General features: G+C 32.6%; 20 protein-coding genes. 11 read left to right on the forward strand and 9 right to left on the reverse strand.

Going from position 1 to position 15,438, the window contains the following annotated elements; translation table 11 throughout:
* The first annotated feature begins 75 nt into the window (after nucleotides 1-75).
* Nucleotides 76-3,384, forward strand: coding sequence for a carbamoyl-phosphate synthase large subunit (carB, locus tag O5639_RS01270; protein ID WP_269624708.1), 3,309 nt, complete (start codon nucleotides 76-78; stop codon nucleotides 3,382-3,384).
* Between the two features lie 223 nt (nucleotides 3,385-3,607).
* Entirely contained in the window at nucleotides 3,608-4,714 is a 1,107-nt protein-coding gene (acsF, locus tag O5639_RS01275) for a magnesium-protoporphyrin IX monomethyl ester (oxidative) cyclase (protein WP_269624709.1), read from the forward strand.
* Between the two features lie 15 nt (nucleotides 4,715-4,729).
* On the opposite strand, the gene O5639_RS01280 is transcribed toward acsF, so the two are convergent.
* The 3 genes from O5639_RS01280 to O5639_RS01290 form a co-directional block, all read right to left on the reverse strand.
* Nucleotides 4,730-5,116, reverse strand: coding sequence for a 2Fe-2S iron-sulfur cluster-binding protein (locus tag O5639_RS01280; RefSeq protein WP_269624710.1), 387 nt, complete (start codon nucleotides 5,114-5,116; stop codon nucleotides 4,730-4,732).
* A 7-nt stretch (nucleotides 5,117-5,123) separates the two neighbouring features.
* Nucleotides 5,124-5,459, reverse strand: coding sequence for a hypothetical protein (locus O5639_RS01285; protein ID WP_269624711.1), 336 nt, complete (start codon nucleotides 5,457-5,459; stop codon nucleotides 5,124-5,126).
* Between the two features lie 201 nt (nucleotides 5,460-5,660).
* Entirely contained in the window at nucleotides 5,661-5,879 is a 219-nt protein-coding gene (locus O5639_RS01290) for a hypothetical protein (protein ID WP_036907367.1), read from the reverse strand.
* Between the two features lie 136 nt (nucleotides 5,880-6,015).
* Here O5639_RS01290 and O5639_RS01295 point away from each other — a divergent pair, with 136 nt between their 5' ends.
* Together O5639_RS01295 and O5639_RS01300 are read left to right on the forward strand one after the other, a co-directional pair.
* A complete protein-coding gene (locus tag O5639_RS01295) occupies nucleotides 6,016-6,879 on the forward strand; it encodes an NAD(P)-dependent oxidoreductase (protein ID WP_269624712.1) in 864 nt (287 codons plus the stop codon).
* Between the two features lie 98 nt (nucleotides 6,880-6,977).
* Nucleotides 6,978-7,106 (forward strand): hypothetical protein, encoded by a 129-nt coding sequence (locus tag O5639_RS01300; RefSeq protein WP_269624713.1) that lies wholly within the window; start codon nucleotides 6,978-6,980, stop codon nucleotides 7,104-7,106.
* Here O5639_RS01300 and O5639_RS01305 read toward each other — a convergent pair.
* A complete protein-coding gene (locus O5639_RS01305) occupies nucleotides 7,098-7,502 on the reverse strand; it encodes a hypothetical protein (protein ID WP_269624714.1) in 405 nt (134 codons plus the stop codon). The genes O5639_RS01300 and O5639_RS01305 overlap by 9 nt on opposite strands.
* Nucleotides 7,503-7,598: 96 nt before the next feature.
* Between O5639_RS01305 and O5639_RS01310 the strand changes: the two genes are divergently transcribed.
* From O5639_RS01310 to O5639_RS01320, 3 genes are read left to right on the forward strand one after another with little or no spacing between them, the layout of a single operon-like run.
* Nucleotides 7,599-8,597, forward strand: a complete 999-nt coding sequence (locus O5639_RS01310; protein WP_269624715.1) for an ABC transporter ATP-binding protein — start codon at nucleotides 7,599-7,601, stop codon at nucleotides 8,595-8,597.
* The gene (locus tag O5639_RS01315) at nucleotides 8,594-9,391 is read left to right on the forward strand and encodes an ABC transporter permease (RefSeq protein WP_269624716.1); all 798 of its coding nucleotides are present in this window, start codon (nucleotides 8,594-8,596) and stop codon (nucleotides 9,389-9,391) included. The genes O5639_RS01310 and O5639_RS01315 overlap by 4 nt, the downstream gene beginning before the upstream one ends.
* Before the next feature lies 1 nt (nucleotide 9,392).
* Complete coding sequence (locus tag O5639_RS01320; protein ID WP_269624717.1) at nucleotides 9,393-10,181, forward strand: ABC transporter permease; 789 nt, start codon at nucleotides 9,393-9,395, stop codon at nucleotides 10,179-10,181.
* A 58-nt stretch (nucleotides 10,182-10,239) separates the two neighbouring features.
* Here the strand turns inward: O5639_RS01320 and O5639_RS01325 are convergent, their stop codons facing one another.
* Entirely contained in the window at nucleotides 10,240-11,553 is a 1,314-nt protein-coding gene (locus O5639_RS01325; RefSeq protein ID WP_269624718.1) for an NRAMP family divalent metal transporter, read from the reverse strand.
* Nucleotides 11,554-11,702: 149 nt separating this feature from the next.
* Here O5639_RS01325 and O5639_RS01330 point away from each other — a divergent pair, with 149 nt between their 5' ends.
* The gene (locus tag O5639_RS01330; protein WP_269624719.1) at nucleotides 11,703-12,209 is read left to right on the forward strand and encodes a josephin; all 507 of its coding nucleotides are present in this window, start codon (nucleotides 11,703-11,705) and stop codon (nucleotides 12,207-12,209) included.
* Between the two features lie 4 nt (nucleotides 12,210-12,213).
* On the opposite strand, the gene O5639_RS01335 is transcribed toward O5639_RS01330, so the two are convergent.
* On the reverse strand, nucleotides 12,214-12,600 hold the full coding sequence (locus O5639_RS01335; protein ID WP_269624720.1) for a phosphoribosyltransferase: 387 nt from the start codon (nucleotides 12,598-12,600) through the stop codon (nucleotides 12,214-12,216).
* 327 nt (nucleotides 12,601-12,927) lie between these two features.
* Nucleotides 12,928-13,095 carry a hypothetical protein gene (locus O5639_RS01340; RefSeq protein WP_269624721.1) on the reverse strand — a complete coding sequence of 56 codons (168 nt, stop codon included), beginning with the start codon at nucleotides 13,093-13,095 and terminating at the stop codon, nucleotides 12,928-12,930.
* A 136-nt stretch (nucleotides 13,096-13,231) separates the two neighbouring features.
* Between O5639_RS01340 and O5639_RS01345 the strand changes: the two genes are divergently transcribed.
* Nucleotides 13,232-13,522, forward strand: a complete 291-nt coding sequence (locus O5639_RS01345; RefSeq protein WP_269624722.1) for a hypothetical protein — start codon at nucleotides 13,232-13,234, stop codon at nucleotides 13,520-13,522.
* A 1-nt stretch (nucleotide 13,523) separates the two neighbouring features.
* Here the strand turns inward: O5639_RS01345 and O5639_RS01350 are convergent, their stop codons facing one another.
* A complete protein-coding gene (locus O5639_RS01350) occupies nucleotides 13,524-13,922 on the reverse strand; it encodes a DUF2862 domain-containing protein (RefSeq protein ID WP_269624723.1) in 399 nt (132 codons plus the stop codon).
* Nucleotides 13,923-14,047: 125 nt separating this feature from the next.
* Nucleotides 14,048-14,242 (reverse strand): hypothetical protein, encoded by a 195-nt coding sequence (locus O5639_RS01355; RefSeq protein WP_269624724.1) that lies wholly within the window; start codon nucleotides 14,240-14,242, stop codon nucleotides 14,048-14,050.
* A gap of 154 nt (nucleotides 14,243-14,396) precedes the next feature.
* On the opposite strand from O5639_RS01355, the gene O5639_RS01360 reads away from it, so the two are divergent.
* Together O5639_RS01360 and O5639_RS01365 are read left to right on the forward strand one after the other, a co-directional pair.
* Complete coding sequence (locus O5639_RS01360) at nucleotides 14,397-14,606, forward strand: hypothetical protein (RefSeq protein WP_269624725.1); 210 nt, start codon at nucleotides 14,397-14,399, stop codon at nucleotides 14,604-14,606.
* A 49-nt stretch (nucleotides 14,607-14,655) separates the two neighbouring features.
* Nucleotides 14,656-15,429: a sulfite exporter TauE/SafE family protein gene (locus O5639_RS01365; RefSeq protein ID WP_269624726.1), complete on the forward strand. Its 774-nt coding sequence runs from the start codon at nucleotides 14,656-14,658 to the stop codon at nucleotides 15,427-15,429.
* Nucleotides 15,430-15,438 lie beyond the last annotated feature (9 nt).

A 15,438-nucleotide genomic window follows, 5' to 3' on the forward strand; every position in this document is an offset into this window, starting at 1 on the left:
TTTGCCGATCTAGACAGTAGATGATAAACAGATACCTAGAATGCGTGACATAAATGAAGTTTACAAGAGATTCACATGCCACGGCGTAAAGATATACGTCGAATTTTGATACTAGGTTCTGGACCAATTGTTATTGGACAGGCCTGTGAATTCGATTATTCCGGTACTCAGGCATGTAAAGCGCTAAGAAGCGAAGGCTTTGAAGTTATTTTAATTAATTCTAACCCCGCTTCAATAATGACGGATCCTGAAACGGCAAACAGGACCTACGTTGAACCTCTTACAGCCTCAGTTGTTGAGCAAATTATAGAAAAAGAAAGACCTGATGCTCTTTTGCCCACAATGGGTGGGCAAACGGCTTTGAATATTTCAGTAGAATTAGCTGAATCTGGTATTTTAAAAAAATATAATATTGAATTAATTGGTGCAGATCTTAAAGCAATTAAAAAAGCTGAGGATAGAAATTTATTTAAAATAGCCATGAATAATATTGGAGTTGAAGTATGTCCATCTGGAATTGCTTCTGATCTCCAAGAAGCTGTAATAGTGGGAAATGAAATTTCTTCATTCCCTAAAATCATTCGTCCTGCTTTTACATTAGGTGGAAGTGGAGGCGGTATTGCTTATAACCAGGATGAGTTTTTAGAATTATGTAAAACAGGACTAGATGCTAGCCCTGTTTCTCAAATACTTATAGAAAAATCTCTTTTAGGTTGGAAAGAATTTGAGTTAGAGGTTATGAGAGATTTATCAGATAATGTTGTAATTATATGCAGTATAGAAAATGTTGATCCTATGGGGGTTCACACTGGAGATTCGATTACAGTAGCTCCTGCACAAACTTTAACTGACAGAGAATTTCAACGTTTAAGAGATTATTCAATTTCCATAATTAGAGAAATTGGCGTAGCAACTGGTGGTAGCAATATCCAATTTGCAATTAATCCACATAATGGTGAGATTATAGTGATTGAGATGAATCCTCGTGTAAGTAGATCTTCAGCTTTAGCAAGTAAAGCTACAGGTTTTCCTATTGCTAAAATTGCTGCCCTTTTGGCTATTGGTTATAGATTAGATGAGATTATTAACGATATTACTGGCAAGACTCCCGCATGTTTTGAACCTTCAATTGATTACGTAGTTACTAAAATACCCCGTTTTGCATTTGAAAAATTCTCAGGGAGTTCTTCAATTCTTACTACTTCAATGAAGTCAGTCGGGGAGGCAATGGCAATAGGAAGATGTTTTGAAGAATCTTTTCAAAAGGCAATACGATCTTTAGAAACAGGACTAAGTGGTTGGGGGTGTGATCGAGTTGATCAGAATCTATCTTCTACAGAAATAGAAAGACTATTAAGGACGCCTTCACCAGAGAGAATAATGCATGTTCGCTTAGCAATGAAGAATGGAAGAAGTGATAATGAAATTTTTTCTTTTTCTAAAATAGACCCTTGGTTCTTATCAAAACTTAGGAATATAGTAAATGCAGAGGATCAATTACTTAAGTTTGAAAATATTAATCAATTAGAGCATAATTTTTTATTAAAACTAAAACAACTAGGATTCTCTGATCGCCAGATTGCTTTTGCTCTTAATACTGATGAATTAACAATTAGATCTAAAAGAACTTCCCTAAAAATATTACCTGTTTATAAAACAGTTGATACATGTGCCTCTGAATTCTCATCGAATACACCATATCATTATTCTACATATGAAAGACCAGTCTACAGGGTTGATAATGATGGAAATATAATCAAAAATATTAATCTTAACGAAATTAAAAATGAAAATAAAAATAAAATCTTAATTCTGGGAGGAGGTCCAAATCGTATTGGACAAGGTATTGAATTTGATTATTGTTGTTGTCATGCTTCTTATCAAGCACAAGAGGAAGATTTTACAACAATAATGATAAATAGTAACCCCGAAACGGTTTCTACTGATTATGATACAAGCGATATACTTTACTTTGAACCTTTAACTCTGGAAGATGTTCTAAATGTTATTGAATTTGAGGAACCTTGTGGAATAGTTGTTCAATTTGGAGGTCAAACCCCTTTAAAACTCTCTTTACCTATAGTCAATTGGTTACAAAAAACGGAAAACTCAAAGTTACAAACAAAAGTTTTAGGTACATCCCCTATCTCAATTGATTTAGCTGAAGACAGAGAGCAATTTGACAAGGTTTTGAGAAAATTGGATATTAGGCAACCCAAAAATGGTCTTGCTAGAACTTTTGAAGAATCATTGGTTGTTGCCAATAAAGTTGGCTATCCATTGGTTGTTAGGCCTTCATATGTTCTTGGTGGTAGAGCTATGGAAATTGTCTATGAGCAAGATGAGTTGGAACGATATATAAAAGAAGCTGTAAACGTTGAGCCTGATCATCCAATCCTTATTGATCAATATTTAGAGAATGCAATTGAGGTCGATGTTGATGCTTTATGTGATGAAAGCAAAAATGTTGTGATTGGAGGCTTAATGGAGCACATTGAGCCCGCGGGTATTCATTCTGGTGATTCAGCTTGTTGCCTTCCTTCCATAACGCTATCTGCTAAATCATTAAATACAATTAAAGATTGGACAAAATCACTGGCTACTGAACTAAATGTGGTTGGTCTAATTAACCTTCAATTTGCTGTTAAAAGAGATGATGATGGTAATGAAGTCGTTTTCATTATTGAGGCAAATCCAAGGGCATCAAGAACAGTTCCTTTCGTTTCTAAAGCTACTGGAATCCCTCTAGCAAAAATTGCAACTCAGTTACTTTTAGGTAAAAAATTAAAAGATATTGGTTTAAATCAAGAACCAACTCCACCACTTCAAGCAATAAAAGAGGCTGTTATGCCTTTTAGACGTTTTCCTGGCTCAGATAGTGTTTTAGGACCAGAAATGCGTTCAACTGGAGAGGTGATGGGATCTGCAAATACTTTTGGAATGGCCTATGCAAAATCCGAACTCGCAGCCGGTGAGGGATTACCTACTTCCGGTTTTGTTTTCTTATCTACTCATGATCGTGATAAACCTGCATTGATACCCGTAGCAAAAAAATTAATTGAGCTAGGGTTTTCAGTCTTGGCAACATCTGGCACTTCTAAGTATCTTGAAAAATTTGATTTAAAGGTAGAAACGGTTCTGAAGGTTCACGAAGGAAGACCAAATATTGAGGACATGATTAGATCAGGAAAGGTTCAGTTGGTAATAAATACTCCGATTGGACGTCAAGCAATTTATGATGATAAATATCTCAGAAAGGCAGCTCTTGACTATTCTGTCCCAACTTTGACAACCTTGAAGGGTGCTAGTGCTGCTGTAGAGGGGATAGAGGCATTGCAGAATCAAATTCTATCAGTTTCAGCTTTGCAAGATATTCATTCCTAAACACCTTTTTGCTAATTATTTAATTCAATTTTTTTCATATTTCTATGATAATTAATATTAATTTTCTAAATCTGATTTCTATAAATTGTTAAATATAAATTTGAAATATCAATTTTTAGCTCCTTTTTAGTCGTTTTAAGCAAAGCTCTATTACTACCTGATTAAAAATTCACCTTTTTTTCAAATAAAGACATACAATTATGTTCTTGCCTGATAATTAGGAATGACCGCAACAGCTTCTTCTTCCCCAAAACTAAGAGTTGATACACGCGGAACAAATGAGTTGCCGCCACATCTAGATGAAAACCTTTTAACTCCTCGTTTTTACGTAACTGAATTTAAAAAAGCAGCTAAGACAGAATTAACTGATGCGCGGGAAGAGTTTGAAGCAATGCTCTCAGAAATGAAAGCAGATTATAATTGTACTCATTTTGATAGGAAGGCAAGTCTAGATAGATTGCAAGAATTGCCTCAGAAGGCTAAAGAGACTTATGAAAGTTATTTAGTTAGATCAGTTATCTCAGAGTTTTCTGGATTCCTTCTATTCAAGGAGATTTCAAATCGTTTGAAGAAAGAGGGAAATAGGGATCTTGGCAAACTATTTCAGTTTTTAGCTAGAGATGAAGCTAGACATGCAGGCTTTCTAAGCAGAGCATTGGTTGCAGAGGGTATTGAAGTGGATCTCCCTCATTTAGGCGGTAAAAGGGCAGCGACTTGGTTCCCAATTAGTTGGGTTATATATTCTGTTTATCTTTCAGAAAAAATTGGATATTGGAGATACATCTTGATGGATAGGCACCTTAAGGCTAATCCAGATCAGGCTTTTGCTCCTCTTTTTGATTTCTTTGAACCATGGTGTCAAGACGAGAACAGACATGGTGATTGTTTTACAGTAATGATGAGATGTTGGCCAGGAATTACCAAAGGATTTAGAGGTAAGATATTAAGTCGTTTCTTCTTGTGGAGTGTCTTCCTTACACACACTTTGACAGTTTGCGAAAGAGGTGAGTTTTATGAATTGCTTGGTATTGATCCAAAGGAATTTGATGAGGAAGTGATAAAAAGAACAAACCACACATCTAAAAATGCTTTCCCTTGGGTGTTTAATCTTGAAGACAAAAAGTTTTGGGATTTGAGAAACAAAATTATTGAATCTTTCAGAGCTTTTGTAAGTGCTAAAGGTTTAACAAAACCAGTTAAATTTGTTAAATTCGCAACCTTGATATTTAAGCAATTTGCGCTCCCAATGGAGAAGACAAATGCTTTGAGATATGATAAAAATGTTAATTTTACAGGTCAGGATATTTTAAATTTTTGGACAGATAAATAAGACTATTAAGAAAAATCAAATATCAAATGGATTACCAGCTTGTGTGTCCAATCCTTTGAAATATTTTCCGAATTGAGCGTTATAGACTTCGTCCTCATCTTGAGTCACGCATTCCAATGGCCCAATAGCTTTTGAAACGCATAACAATCCGTATCCCTTATCCCTCATCTCTTTAGAGAGGCCAATACAAGCTTGTTGATCCAGTTGCCCTGAAATTATCTTAACTGCGCACTCAGAACAACATCCATTTCTGCAAGAGAATGGCAATGTGTCTCCGATAATTTGTCCATTTTCATCTTTTGATTCAAAATTTCTCAATATATAATCACCTTCAGGGACATCAAAGGTATATGTTTTTCCCTCCTGTTTATGATGAATAGTTATCTTGTGAATTTGTTTCATTGAATATTTATTTTGGAGGTGTTATATCTCTTCTTTCTGGAGGTTCAGGGGGCTGACTTGCATGCTGCCAAAGCTCTTCAATATCTAGTGATTTAGTTAACCTTTCTCCACCAAATCGAAGTTTTAACCAAGCAATCGTTGTTGAATCTTCCGCTATAACGGCTTCAAAACCTTCATCTTCAGTAATTTTGAATTTGTTAACTAATGAAGAATTTAAGAACCACATAGGATAGTCCTCACCTTTGCGACTCCTTCTCTCATGAAAGGATTCTCTTAATTGTCCATTACCCTGTAATTGACCTTCTGGGGCTAGAAGAACATTTAGGGTTTTGGTCTTCGACATTATTTAAGAATCAAAATTGGTCTTGATCTTAGGTTTTATATTTCCTAAGATCTTAATCAGATAACTTTAGTAAAAGGAATTACATACACGGAAATAGTTTGATAGATCTTCACAAGATTTTCTTGATTATCTGTAAGTATTAATCCTAATTATTTAAAAAGCCTATACATATAAGGTTTTTCTTAATTGATAATTAATTATTTAAGCCTCTTTTTTGGGTGCCTCAGCCTTTGCTTTAAGAGCTTCAGCTTCTGCTGCTTTCTTAGCTTCTTCAAAATCAATTCTGTTTTGAAGTTGCCCTGAAGCTCTCATCCAGTCGTTTACACTAGCTTCCTTCCCAGCTGCTTCACATTCCTCTTGATACTTCAAGAATGGATACCAATGATGAGTTGCATTCTTGGAATCTGTAAAATTAGTCAATTTCTTAAGTATTCAATAAATTAATTATCGCATCATATTTTCTTCTTTTGGCAGCATATTAATTTTTTATCGTAATAGTTAAAACGTTTGTTGAATTTATTACTCTTAGTTCGTTTTGAATGAAAACCCGATTTTGATGAAACTAGCTTTTATTGGTCTTGGCGCTATCGGGAAGCCCATGTCTGAGCGTCTCATTGATAATGGCTATGAATTGAATTTATATAAGAGAAATAAACAAAAAAAGGACTACAATAAAAAATATTTTGTTGACCCTGTAGAGGCTGTTACTGACTGCGATGGCCTCTTGATTTGTGTTACTGATGATGATGCGGTTGAATCTGTTCTATTTGGTGATAACGGAGTAGCAGACAAGCTGAAGCCTAACTCTTTTGTTATTGATTTCTCTACAGTAAGTCCTAATAAATCTATCTCAATACATAAACGATTAGCTCAACAAAATATTTTTTATGTTGACTGTCCAGTTTCAGGAGGAACAGAAGGTGCTCATAATGGATCACTCTCTTTATTTATTGGTGCAAGTAAAAAAGAGTGTAAGTCTTTTGAAAAGATCTTTGAAGTGCTCGGTAAATCAATAAATTACTTTAATGGAGTTGGTAAAGGTCAACAAGTCAAAGCTCTTAATCAGATATTAGTTGCAGGAACATATGCAGCTGTAGCTGAGGCAATCGAATTAGGAAAATTGCTTGAGTTGCCCATGGATGATGTGATTACTGCTTTAAAAGTTGGAGCAGCGAATTCATGGCCATTAGAAAATAGATCAAAAGCAATGTTGATTGATAAGCATCCCTTAGGATTCAAATTAGAGTTACATCATAAGGATTTATCTATTGCCATTGATATGGCTAAATCTATAAATATTGATTTACCAATAGCCTCTAGAGTAAAAGAGATTGAGCAACGATTAATGCAAGCTGGTTTAGGTGAACTAGATATTTCCGTGCTTCATAGGTACATTTCAAATAAAAGAATAGAGCACTAAAATTCATTTAAATAGTGGTTTTTGCTAACTTATTTTATTTACAGATTCAAAAAAGTATGTTAATATTATGTATATTGTTAAATGTCTAAGTCTGATTTATGAAACTGGAAAAGCAGCACGCGAAACTTATAAAGTTGCAAACTAAAGCTGAGTCTTGTATGTCTCGTGACGAGGCTCAGAAGATTATTCGCAAAGCTGAGAAAGCTCAATCAAAGATTTCAGGATAGTTTCTTTTTTATTAAGTCAAAAAACATAATCCCTTCATGTTTTTTGAATTGAACACTCCAAAGATTGGAGCATTTTGGCTTTAATTTCTCTATTAAAGTATCTGTATCTCCACTATTAATCCAATTTGATTTAATTTCTGGAATATTATTATGCATACTTTCAAAACTCATTTCTGCTAGTAATAAGCCAGTTTCATCATTCGATATTTTAATACTACCTTCAGTAGTTCTTTGAAATAATCTTAGTAATAAATCAAGTATTATCTTTTCGACTTCTTTCTTAGACGATTTACTTAAAATATCAACTCCAGAAATGGTTTTCCCTCCAAGTGGCATTAATCTTTTATTATTTTGCTCTGCAAGAGCTATAGCTATTACATATTTTTGTTCTTCCATTTAATTTTAACAACCTATAGATTTTTCTTTACGTTGATTTTATCTGCTATGTAGGCAAAAATGTTTTATCTTAATGTTGAAGCATTTGAAAATTAATTGCGTAGTAATCCTAGTGACTTGATCGTTGTAGATCAGCTGAGTAAATATTATCGAGTTGCAAACAAACAGCCTGGTTTTAAGGGTACTCTTAGGCATTTTTTCGATCGAAAGACTTATGATGTACCTGCCGTAACTGATATAAGTTTTAAAATTTCACGGGGAGAAGTAGTCGGATTTCTTGGGGCTAATGGAGCTGGTAAGACCACATTATTAAAAATGATGTGTGGTCTTATTCATCCATCGACAGGGTTAGTTGATGTTGGTGGCTTTTCTCCTCAAAGAAGGCAAACGGCTTTTCTAAAAGAGATAACTTTGGTTATGGGGCAAAAGCAGCAGTTAATTTGGGACCTTCCTCCCATGGACTCTTTGTATGTCAACGCAGCTGTATATGGTTTGTCTGACCACGAAGCAAAAGTAAGAATTAATGAATTAGCAGAAATGCTTGAACTAGGAGAAGAACTTACAAGACCTGTAAGAAAGTTGTCGTTAGGACAAAGAATGAAATCTGAAATTCTTGCTGCTTTATTGCATAAACCATCTGTCCTTTTTCTAGATGAACCTACTCTTGGTCTAGATGTAAATGCTCAAGCTAGAGTTCGTAGTTTTTTATCCGAATACAACAAAAGGACTGGTGCGACAATTTTGCTAACTAGTCATTACATGGCAGACATAACAGCATTATGTCCAAGAGTTATTTGTATTCATAAAGGAAAGCTTTTTTATGATGGTGACCTTGATTCACTGTCTAATTCATTATCACCATCAAGAGAGGTAAAAGTTGAATTGAAAAATCCATGTGCAAGAGAAAAATTTGAAAAATATGGTGAGATTCAAGATTTAAAAGATCGTTTTATATGTTTGTTAGTTTCAAGGGATAAATTGACAGCTGTAGTAAGTAATCTATTAACTGATTTCGATATTATCGATTTAGAGATTAGTGATCCTCCTATTGATCAATTAATAGGAGAATTATTTATAAAGGGAGAAGTCAATTGAGAATATTTGGATTGTCTTTCAAGGTTATTAAGACCTTACTTACAACACAATATGCATACATGTTGGAATATCGCATCGAGATAGCTTTGTGGGCTTTATCTGGAGTACTACCATTTATTATGTTTTCTCTTTGGAGTCAAAATGATGTTGGTAATTCATTTGGTCTAAATGATATTGGTTTGGCAAGATATTTTTTAAGTGCTTTTCTAGTTAGGCAATTTTCAGTTGTTTGGGTTGTCTTCTCTTTTGAGGAAGATTCTCTTTCTGGTCGATTATCACCATATTTGCTTCAGCCTTTGCATCCTCTCTTTAGATATGTAGCATCTCACTTGGCAGAGCAGGCAACAAGACTTCCTTTCGCAATAGCCATAGCTATTACCTTCTTTTTATTAAATCCATCATCTTTTTGGCTTCCTTCATTACCTCAATTTTTACTGGCGTACTTATCAACTCACTTTGCTTTTACTATCGCGTTCCTTCTTCAAAGTTTAGTCGCTGCACTTTGTTTTTGGACTGAAAAATCTAGTGCTCTTGAGAGATTAATATTTGTTCCTTATCTTTTTCTTTCTGGTTTATTAGTACCTTTATCAGCCTTTCCTTCTAACGTTCTAAAAGTTTCAATGTTAACGCCATTTCCCTATCTAATTAATTTTCCAGCAAAGATTTTATCCGGGATGCCAGTTGATATTTTTAATGGCTTTTTAGCTCAGATTTTGTGGATTTCTATACTGGTACCTTCTGTAAACATTCTTTGGAAACTTGGTGTAAAAAGATATACAGCTATGGGAGCCTAATATGCAGCGTTACTTTAAAACGATTAGATTATTTTGGTCAACAGCATTTGCTTCTCAACTTGAATATCAATTAAATTTTTTGATTGAGTTGTTAGCTATGTTAGGAACTCTTTTGGGAAGTTTATTTATATTATCCCTTTTCTTTACTGGAGGAAGGCAATTAGGAGATTGGACTTGGGAATCAGCATTAGTTATTCAGGGTGTTTATACATTTCTTGATGGTTTAACGAATGCTCTTTTAAGACCAAATTTAACAGAAATCGTTAATTACGTTAGAGAGGGTACTCTCGATTATGTTTTGTTAAAACCAATTGATAGTCAATTTTGGCTATCAGTCAAAAAGTTTTCTTTTGCAGGATTGCCTGAAATTATTTTAGGACTTTCAATTGTTTTTTGGGCGACCATTCAATCAGTTTCAACTTTTTCAATTTACTCATTATTTGTATTTATTATTTCCTTATTGATTGGTTTTATTATTCTTTATTCTGTTTGGTTCCTAATTGCTTCATCAAGTATTTGGTTTGTTAAGACATGGAATGCTACTGAAGTTCTTAGGGCTTTGTTAGCTGCAGGTAGATACCCTATTTCAGCTTATCCTGTTATTTTGAGATTCATATTTACTTTGGTTTTACCTGTAGCTTTTCTTACCACTTTTCCTGCTGAGGCAATCCTCGGAGAACTTAAATTTAATATTTTATTTTTTGGCCTAATATTAAGTAGTATGTTTTTTATTTTTAGCAGACTCTTCTGGAAATTTGCTCTTAGACATTATACTTCTGCCTCAAGTTAATAATTAATTAATTTCATTAACTATATTTTATTTTTAAAGATATTTATAAATTATGAGCTTATTGTCCAATACCAAAGAAGGAATTGAATATGAACAATAAACTAAAGACTGTGAGGAATGAAATCCCAAACCAGCAAAGTGTTTTTAGAGCAATTCCGTAACGAAATTGACTTTTGACTAATGAGCTATTCATTGTATCCATAGCCATCCAGGCAAATAAAGGAGCTGTCAGGAAACTACCGGTCATAGCGCCGAAGACATAGTCTTTAACTCCAATTCCTCCAGACTTAGCAATAAGAAGTGCAAATAGTGATGCAAAAACATGAAATATGATCCATTTTTTGAGACGTTTTTTCTCAGTCAAAGTAGAGTTATTTCCCTTGTCTGTGCGAGCTGTTAAGCCATGAGCTGATGAGATGCTCCTGGGATATGCATCTAGACATGTAAGCGTGGTGCTAAACATTGCTGCAAAAGCTGCAGGTACAATGATCCACTTTGCCCAGCTACCAATGGATTCTGTATATAAGCGGATTAAATTCTGAGCAAAACTAACTCCAGATCCTGTAAGCATTTCATCGCCAGTCCCATACATCGTGAATGCACCAAGAATTAGAAAGAAAATTGCAGTAAGAACTGTAATGAAATATCCAATATTGAAATCAAATTCTGCTTCTTTCAAAGTAGCTGTATGCTTTGTCTCTTTGGCTCTGGAGAACATCCATAGAGATGGCCATATGCAAAGTTCTACTGGACCGGGCATCCACCCCATAAGTGGGATTAAGAAACCTAGATTTGAGAGAGTCCAGGGAGAGGGACTGCTATTCAAAAATGAAATATTGATATCACCGGCAGGGCCTTTTATTAATAAAGATATAACAGCAAAAAATGTTAATAATGTAAGCAAAAATACAAGAATCTTAGATATCCTATCAAGGGCTTTATATTGCCCAATAAATAATATTAATGAACATACTATTAATATACCTATAGCTAAATCTAATTCAGGAAAGGATGAAAAAATTACAATATTTTTTAAAAGAAGACCAGTAACAAAGCTTACGGCCGAAATAGTTAATGTACCTGTAATTAATCCAACTATCAAATATATAGGTAAATAAAATTTATTACGTTTTTGAAATCCCTCTAAAAGTGATAGACCTGTAACTGCTGTAAATCTTGTTCCGACAAGTAAAAATGGATATTTAACTAGATTTGTTAGTAGAATAAGGCCAAGAAGCGAAAATCCAAATTTTGCTCCTGCTGTGGTGGATGACATCAGGTGAGATCCACCTATGCATGCTGCTGCTAAAAGAATTCCAGGGCCAAGGCTTTTTCGATAACCCATGGATTTACTTGAGACTACTTTTTCCATTTATTTATGATGTTATGTTTATTTTTACAATAAAAATAATTTTTTCAAATTAAGTACATAAAGATTATTATTTTATAGTTAGATATCTTTTTATTAAATTGCTTTTTTCTAAGCCCTATTTATTGCATAACGTCTATAGAATTTAATTAATGACTAAATCTGTAAATCTATATTTGGCGTCAGGAATAGATGATGATAAAAGCTTTTGGGTTGTTAATTTTACTGAGGATGATGATATTTTGAATTCTTCAGGTATCGATTTGCTTGAATGCTATAGGAAGGAATTATTTGGTATTAATGCGGCAAGTGAAGTTAAAGAAGCAATTAATAGCACATTAGATATTCTGGCTTTTGATTCGAAATTTGATCGATATCAATTAGATGATTCTATTACAGGTTATTCTTCCGAGATTCCCATTAATATAATTGAGGATATTTTTGATCTATGGGCATATAATTATAATAATGAAAACAACTGGAAAAAATGTATCGGTTTATTGAAATTCAGAAAAAAAATAAAAAAAAATAATGATTATATTAATATAGGATTAAAGGGAGATACTTATGAGTTTGCAAAGAAATTAAACAAATTATTGAGTTTAAACTCAGTTGATTTATCATCTAGGCTAGATCATAACAATGAATTAATGTGGTAAAAAATTAATTTCTAGATTTATTGTATAAATCTCTATCTTTACTAGCTTCATTTATATTCTCCCAAGGAAAAATAATCCATTCATTATCTTTGATATATTTATATGAATTCCACCATGTTGGCTTTTTTTTACTAACCCATACATGAGTTTCTAAACCTTTTATATTTTTTATTTTTTCAAGCGTATGTCCAGTATCATAAATATCATCAACTATGAGTGAATTATTTTTAGGTCTATCTAATAACGGAAGTCCAAGTGAATGACTTAATGCAACTGCAAGACACAAACCTCCCCTAGGGAAACCATAAACTCCTTCAAAATTTTTGTTTTTGCATTTTTTATATATTGAATAAATGCATTCATCAAATTCTAGCCAGCTTAACTTCTTCATTTATAGGTTAAAATATGTTTTCTTTACTATTAAGCTATAATTTTAAAACTTCCTAGATAAACTGTAGTAACCCATAAAGCCACCTATAGTTAGTATCCCAGCTATAGGAGCCGATAGATTTAATGGCGTTGCCCAATCATGAACCATCAATGAAGCTAACATAAGTAACGATTAATAGATAGCTAACAAATTACTACATCTCATATAGTTTTGTTATTTTAGTTCGCAATAATTCACAACTATATAGAATTATTAGTTGATTTATAAATAATTTTGATTCAAATATGTTTGTTTTTATAGATAAACATATCTTTAATTCATGATTTTTTATAAATCATTTTTATTCTTCTTCTCGAAAATATTAGCTACTTGTTCATATATTTTTCCAAAAAGCCATGAAATAGCAATAATACCAACAATTCCTACAATTATTGTTATCGCTGATATGCCCGCATCATTTGGACCATAATTTATAGCTGGGTCAAAACCTTCCACGATGATTCCAATTCGCTTTTATTCATATTAATATTAATTTGATTAGTTTTCTGAATTTTAACTTTTTTGAAATCTGAGATCATCATAATTGCTTATTCTTCAATTATGTATAATAAAAACATCTTAAATCATATTTATGAAGTGGGAATATCATGTGGTCCATCTAAACGTAGATTATTCATTAAGTGAAATTGAAGGATCTAGTAATCCAGAGGTTGCAAGCGAAAAACTTAAAGGTTCACTTAGTGCAGATTTTCTTAAAGATCAATTCCCAGAACAATTTCAGGATGATGAAGATTCTGAGCATCCTGCTATTCAAATAAGTAAATTCCTTAATAAAAAAGGATTGGAAAGTTGGGAGCTTACAGAAACAATTAAACTTGGAAAAATGTTATTTCTTATTTTTAAACGAGAAGTTAATTATTAGCTTAGACAATATCTTTTAGCGTATATATCAACCAGTTAATTAAATTAATTGGGTTTATTATTATGCTTATATCTCTGTTTCCATTTATCGGATAAGCAACTTTATATTTCCCTGCTGTGAAATCACCATTTTGGTTTTTGTGATATTTATTCGTATCTTCCATTTTATATTCTCTGATTGTTTGTTCATTTAATTCTGTGTTGAAAATCCATATTTTTAGATTATTTTCTGTCATTAACACATATCCAATTCCCATCCCATCTGTCATTTTATAATCTACGATTTCTGCATTTATATGTAGAGGCAAGTTATCCAACAATTTTTTTTGTAGAAGATTTTCGATTTTCGATTTATCTACTTTTATCTTTGCCCCAATTGGTATTAGTGGATTTACTTCCATTATGGATAACTTAGATCTCAATAAATTAACATATTCTAGCTATTAATGAATTAACTATCCATTTACTATTAATTTCTTTATATCTTGGAAAGAATTTCTTATGATTTTTTCTTTATATATCGACTTTAAAAACCTTTCGATTCACTTTCGTTTTCCTTTTTCTCCTTGTCTTTTTCTTCTTCTTTTAAATAATTAACCTTTACATAGTTAATTCCTATTATCGTTAGTCTTACAAAGACAAAAGCCGTAGCTATAAACCCTAATAAGATAAAAGTTGATAAAAGTGCAGATCCTAGATCTATTTCAGATACTTTGACCATGTGAAAAAAGTTTACTAATTTATTTAATCTTTTATAAATCGATTTTTAATTTAAAATCCGATTCTAAATAAATTTTAATTTATATTGGTTACAAGACATCTGTAGAAAAAAAAATCATATGGATGCATAACTGAAATAGGAATATAAATTGAAAATGAATCAAACTCAATTTAAAATCCCACTTACAAGCTTAAGACCTTACACGGTTCATTATAGGGACTGTGATAATCAACGTCTTGAGAATTGCTTCTACGCATGTGATGCATATGAAGCTAGATTACTTGCAATGGAATTTAATAGGTATATTCATGAACATCCAAATTGTATTGATCTAATTAGAAGGGAAATGATTAAGAATATCTAAATCGATTGTTAGAGATTATTTTGGTATTAAAAGTTACATTTAGATTTATATGTTAAATAATGATATTCTTTCTCAAATTAGTTTGGGATTTATATCACTTTTTTCTAATTTTATCTCTGCTTTATCTGGAGGAGGTGCAGGTTTAATACAACTTCCAGCTCTTCTTTTTTTGGGATTGCCATTCTCAACAGCTTTGGCAACTCATAAAGTTGCTAGTGTTGCGCTTGGATTTGGCGCATCAATCCCTCACCTAAAGAAAAATAGATTACAAATAAAATTTGCTTTTTTGATATTAATTTCTGGTATCCCTGGTGTTTTATTAGGCGCCTATACGTCATCCATTTTACCTAATGATTTTTCTACTAGCATATTAGGGGTTTTGACTTTATTTCTTGGCTTTTATTCAATTAAGCAGAAACAACTTGGCAGCTCAACTCAAGAAATTGAAATTAATAAGTTAAGAAAAATTATTGGCTTATTAGGTCTTTTTATTATTGGGTTCTTAAATGGCTATCTTTCTTCTGGTACAGGACTATTTGTAACAATTTGGATGATAAAAATGTATAATTTATCTTTTTCTGTTGCGGTTGCTTATACCTTGATTTTTGTAGGTATTTTTTGGAATGGAATTGGAGCACTTTCTTTAGGATTAACGGGAAATATTATTTGGAGCTATATCCCTGTTTTAATTTTAGGCTCTCTTATGGGTGGTTATTTTGGCGCTTATTTTTCAATAATTAAAGGTTCCAAATTTATTAAATTTGTTTTTGAATTAGTGTCTTTTGCTGTTGGCATTTCATTACTAATTAAAGCCTTTTTATGAGTATTTATT

Origin of the sequence: Prochlorococcus marinus str. MIT 1214, from assembly GCF_027359355.1 — a bacterium.
Classification (GTDB): domain Bacteria; phylum Cyanobacteriota; class Cyanobacteriia; order PCC-6307; family Cyanobiaceae; genus Prochlorococcus_B; species Prochlorococcus_B marinus_F.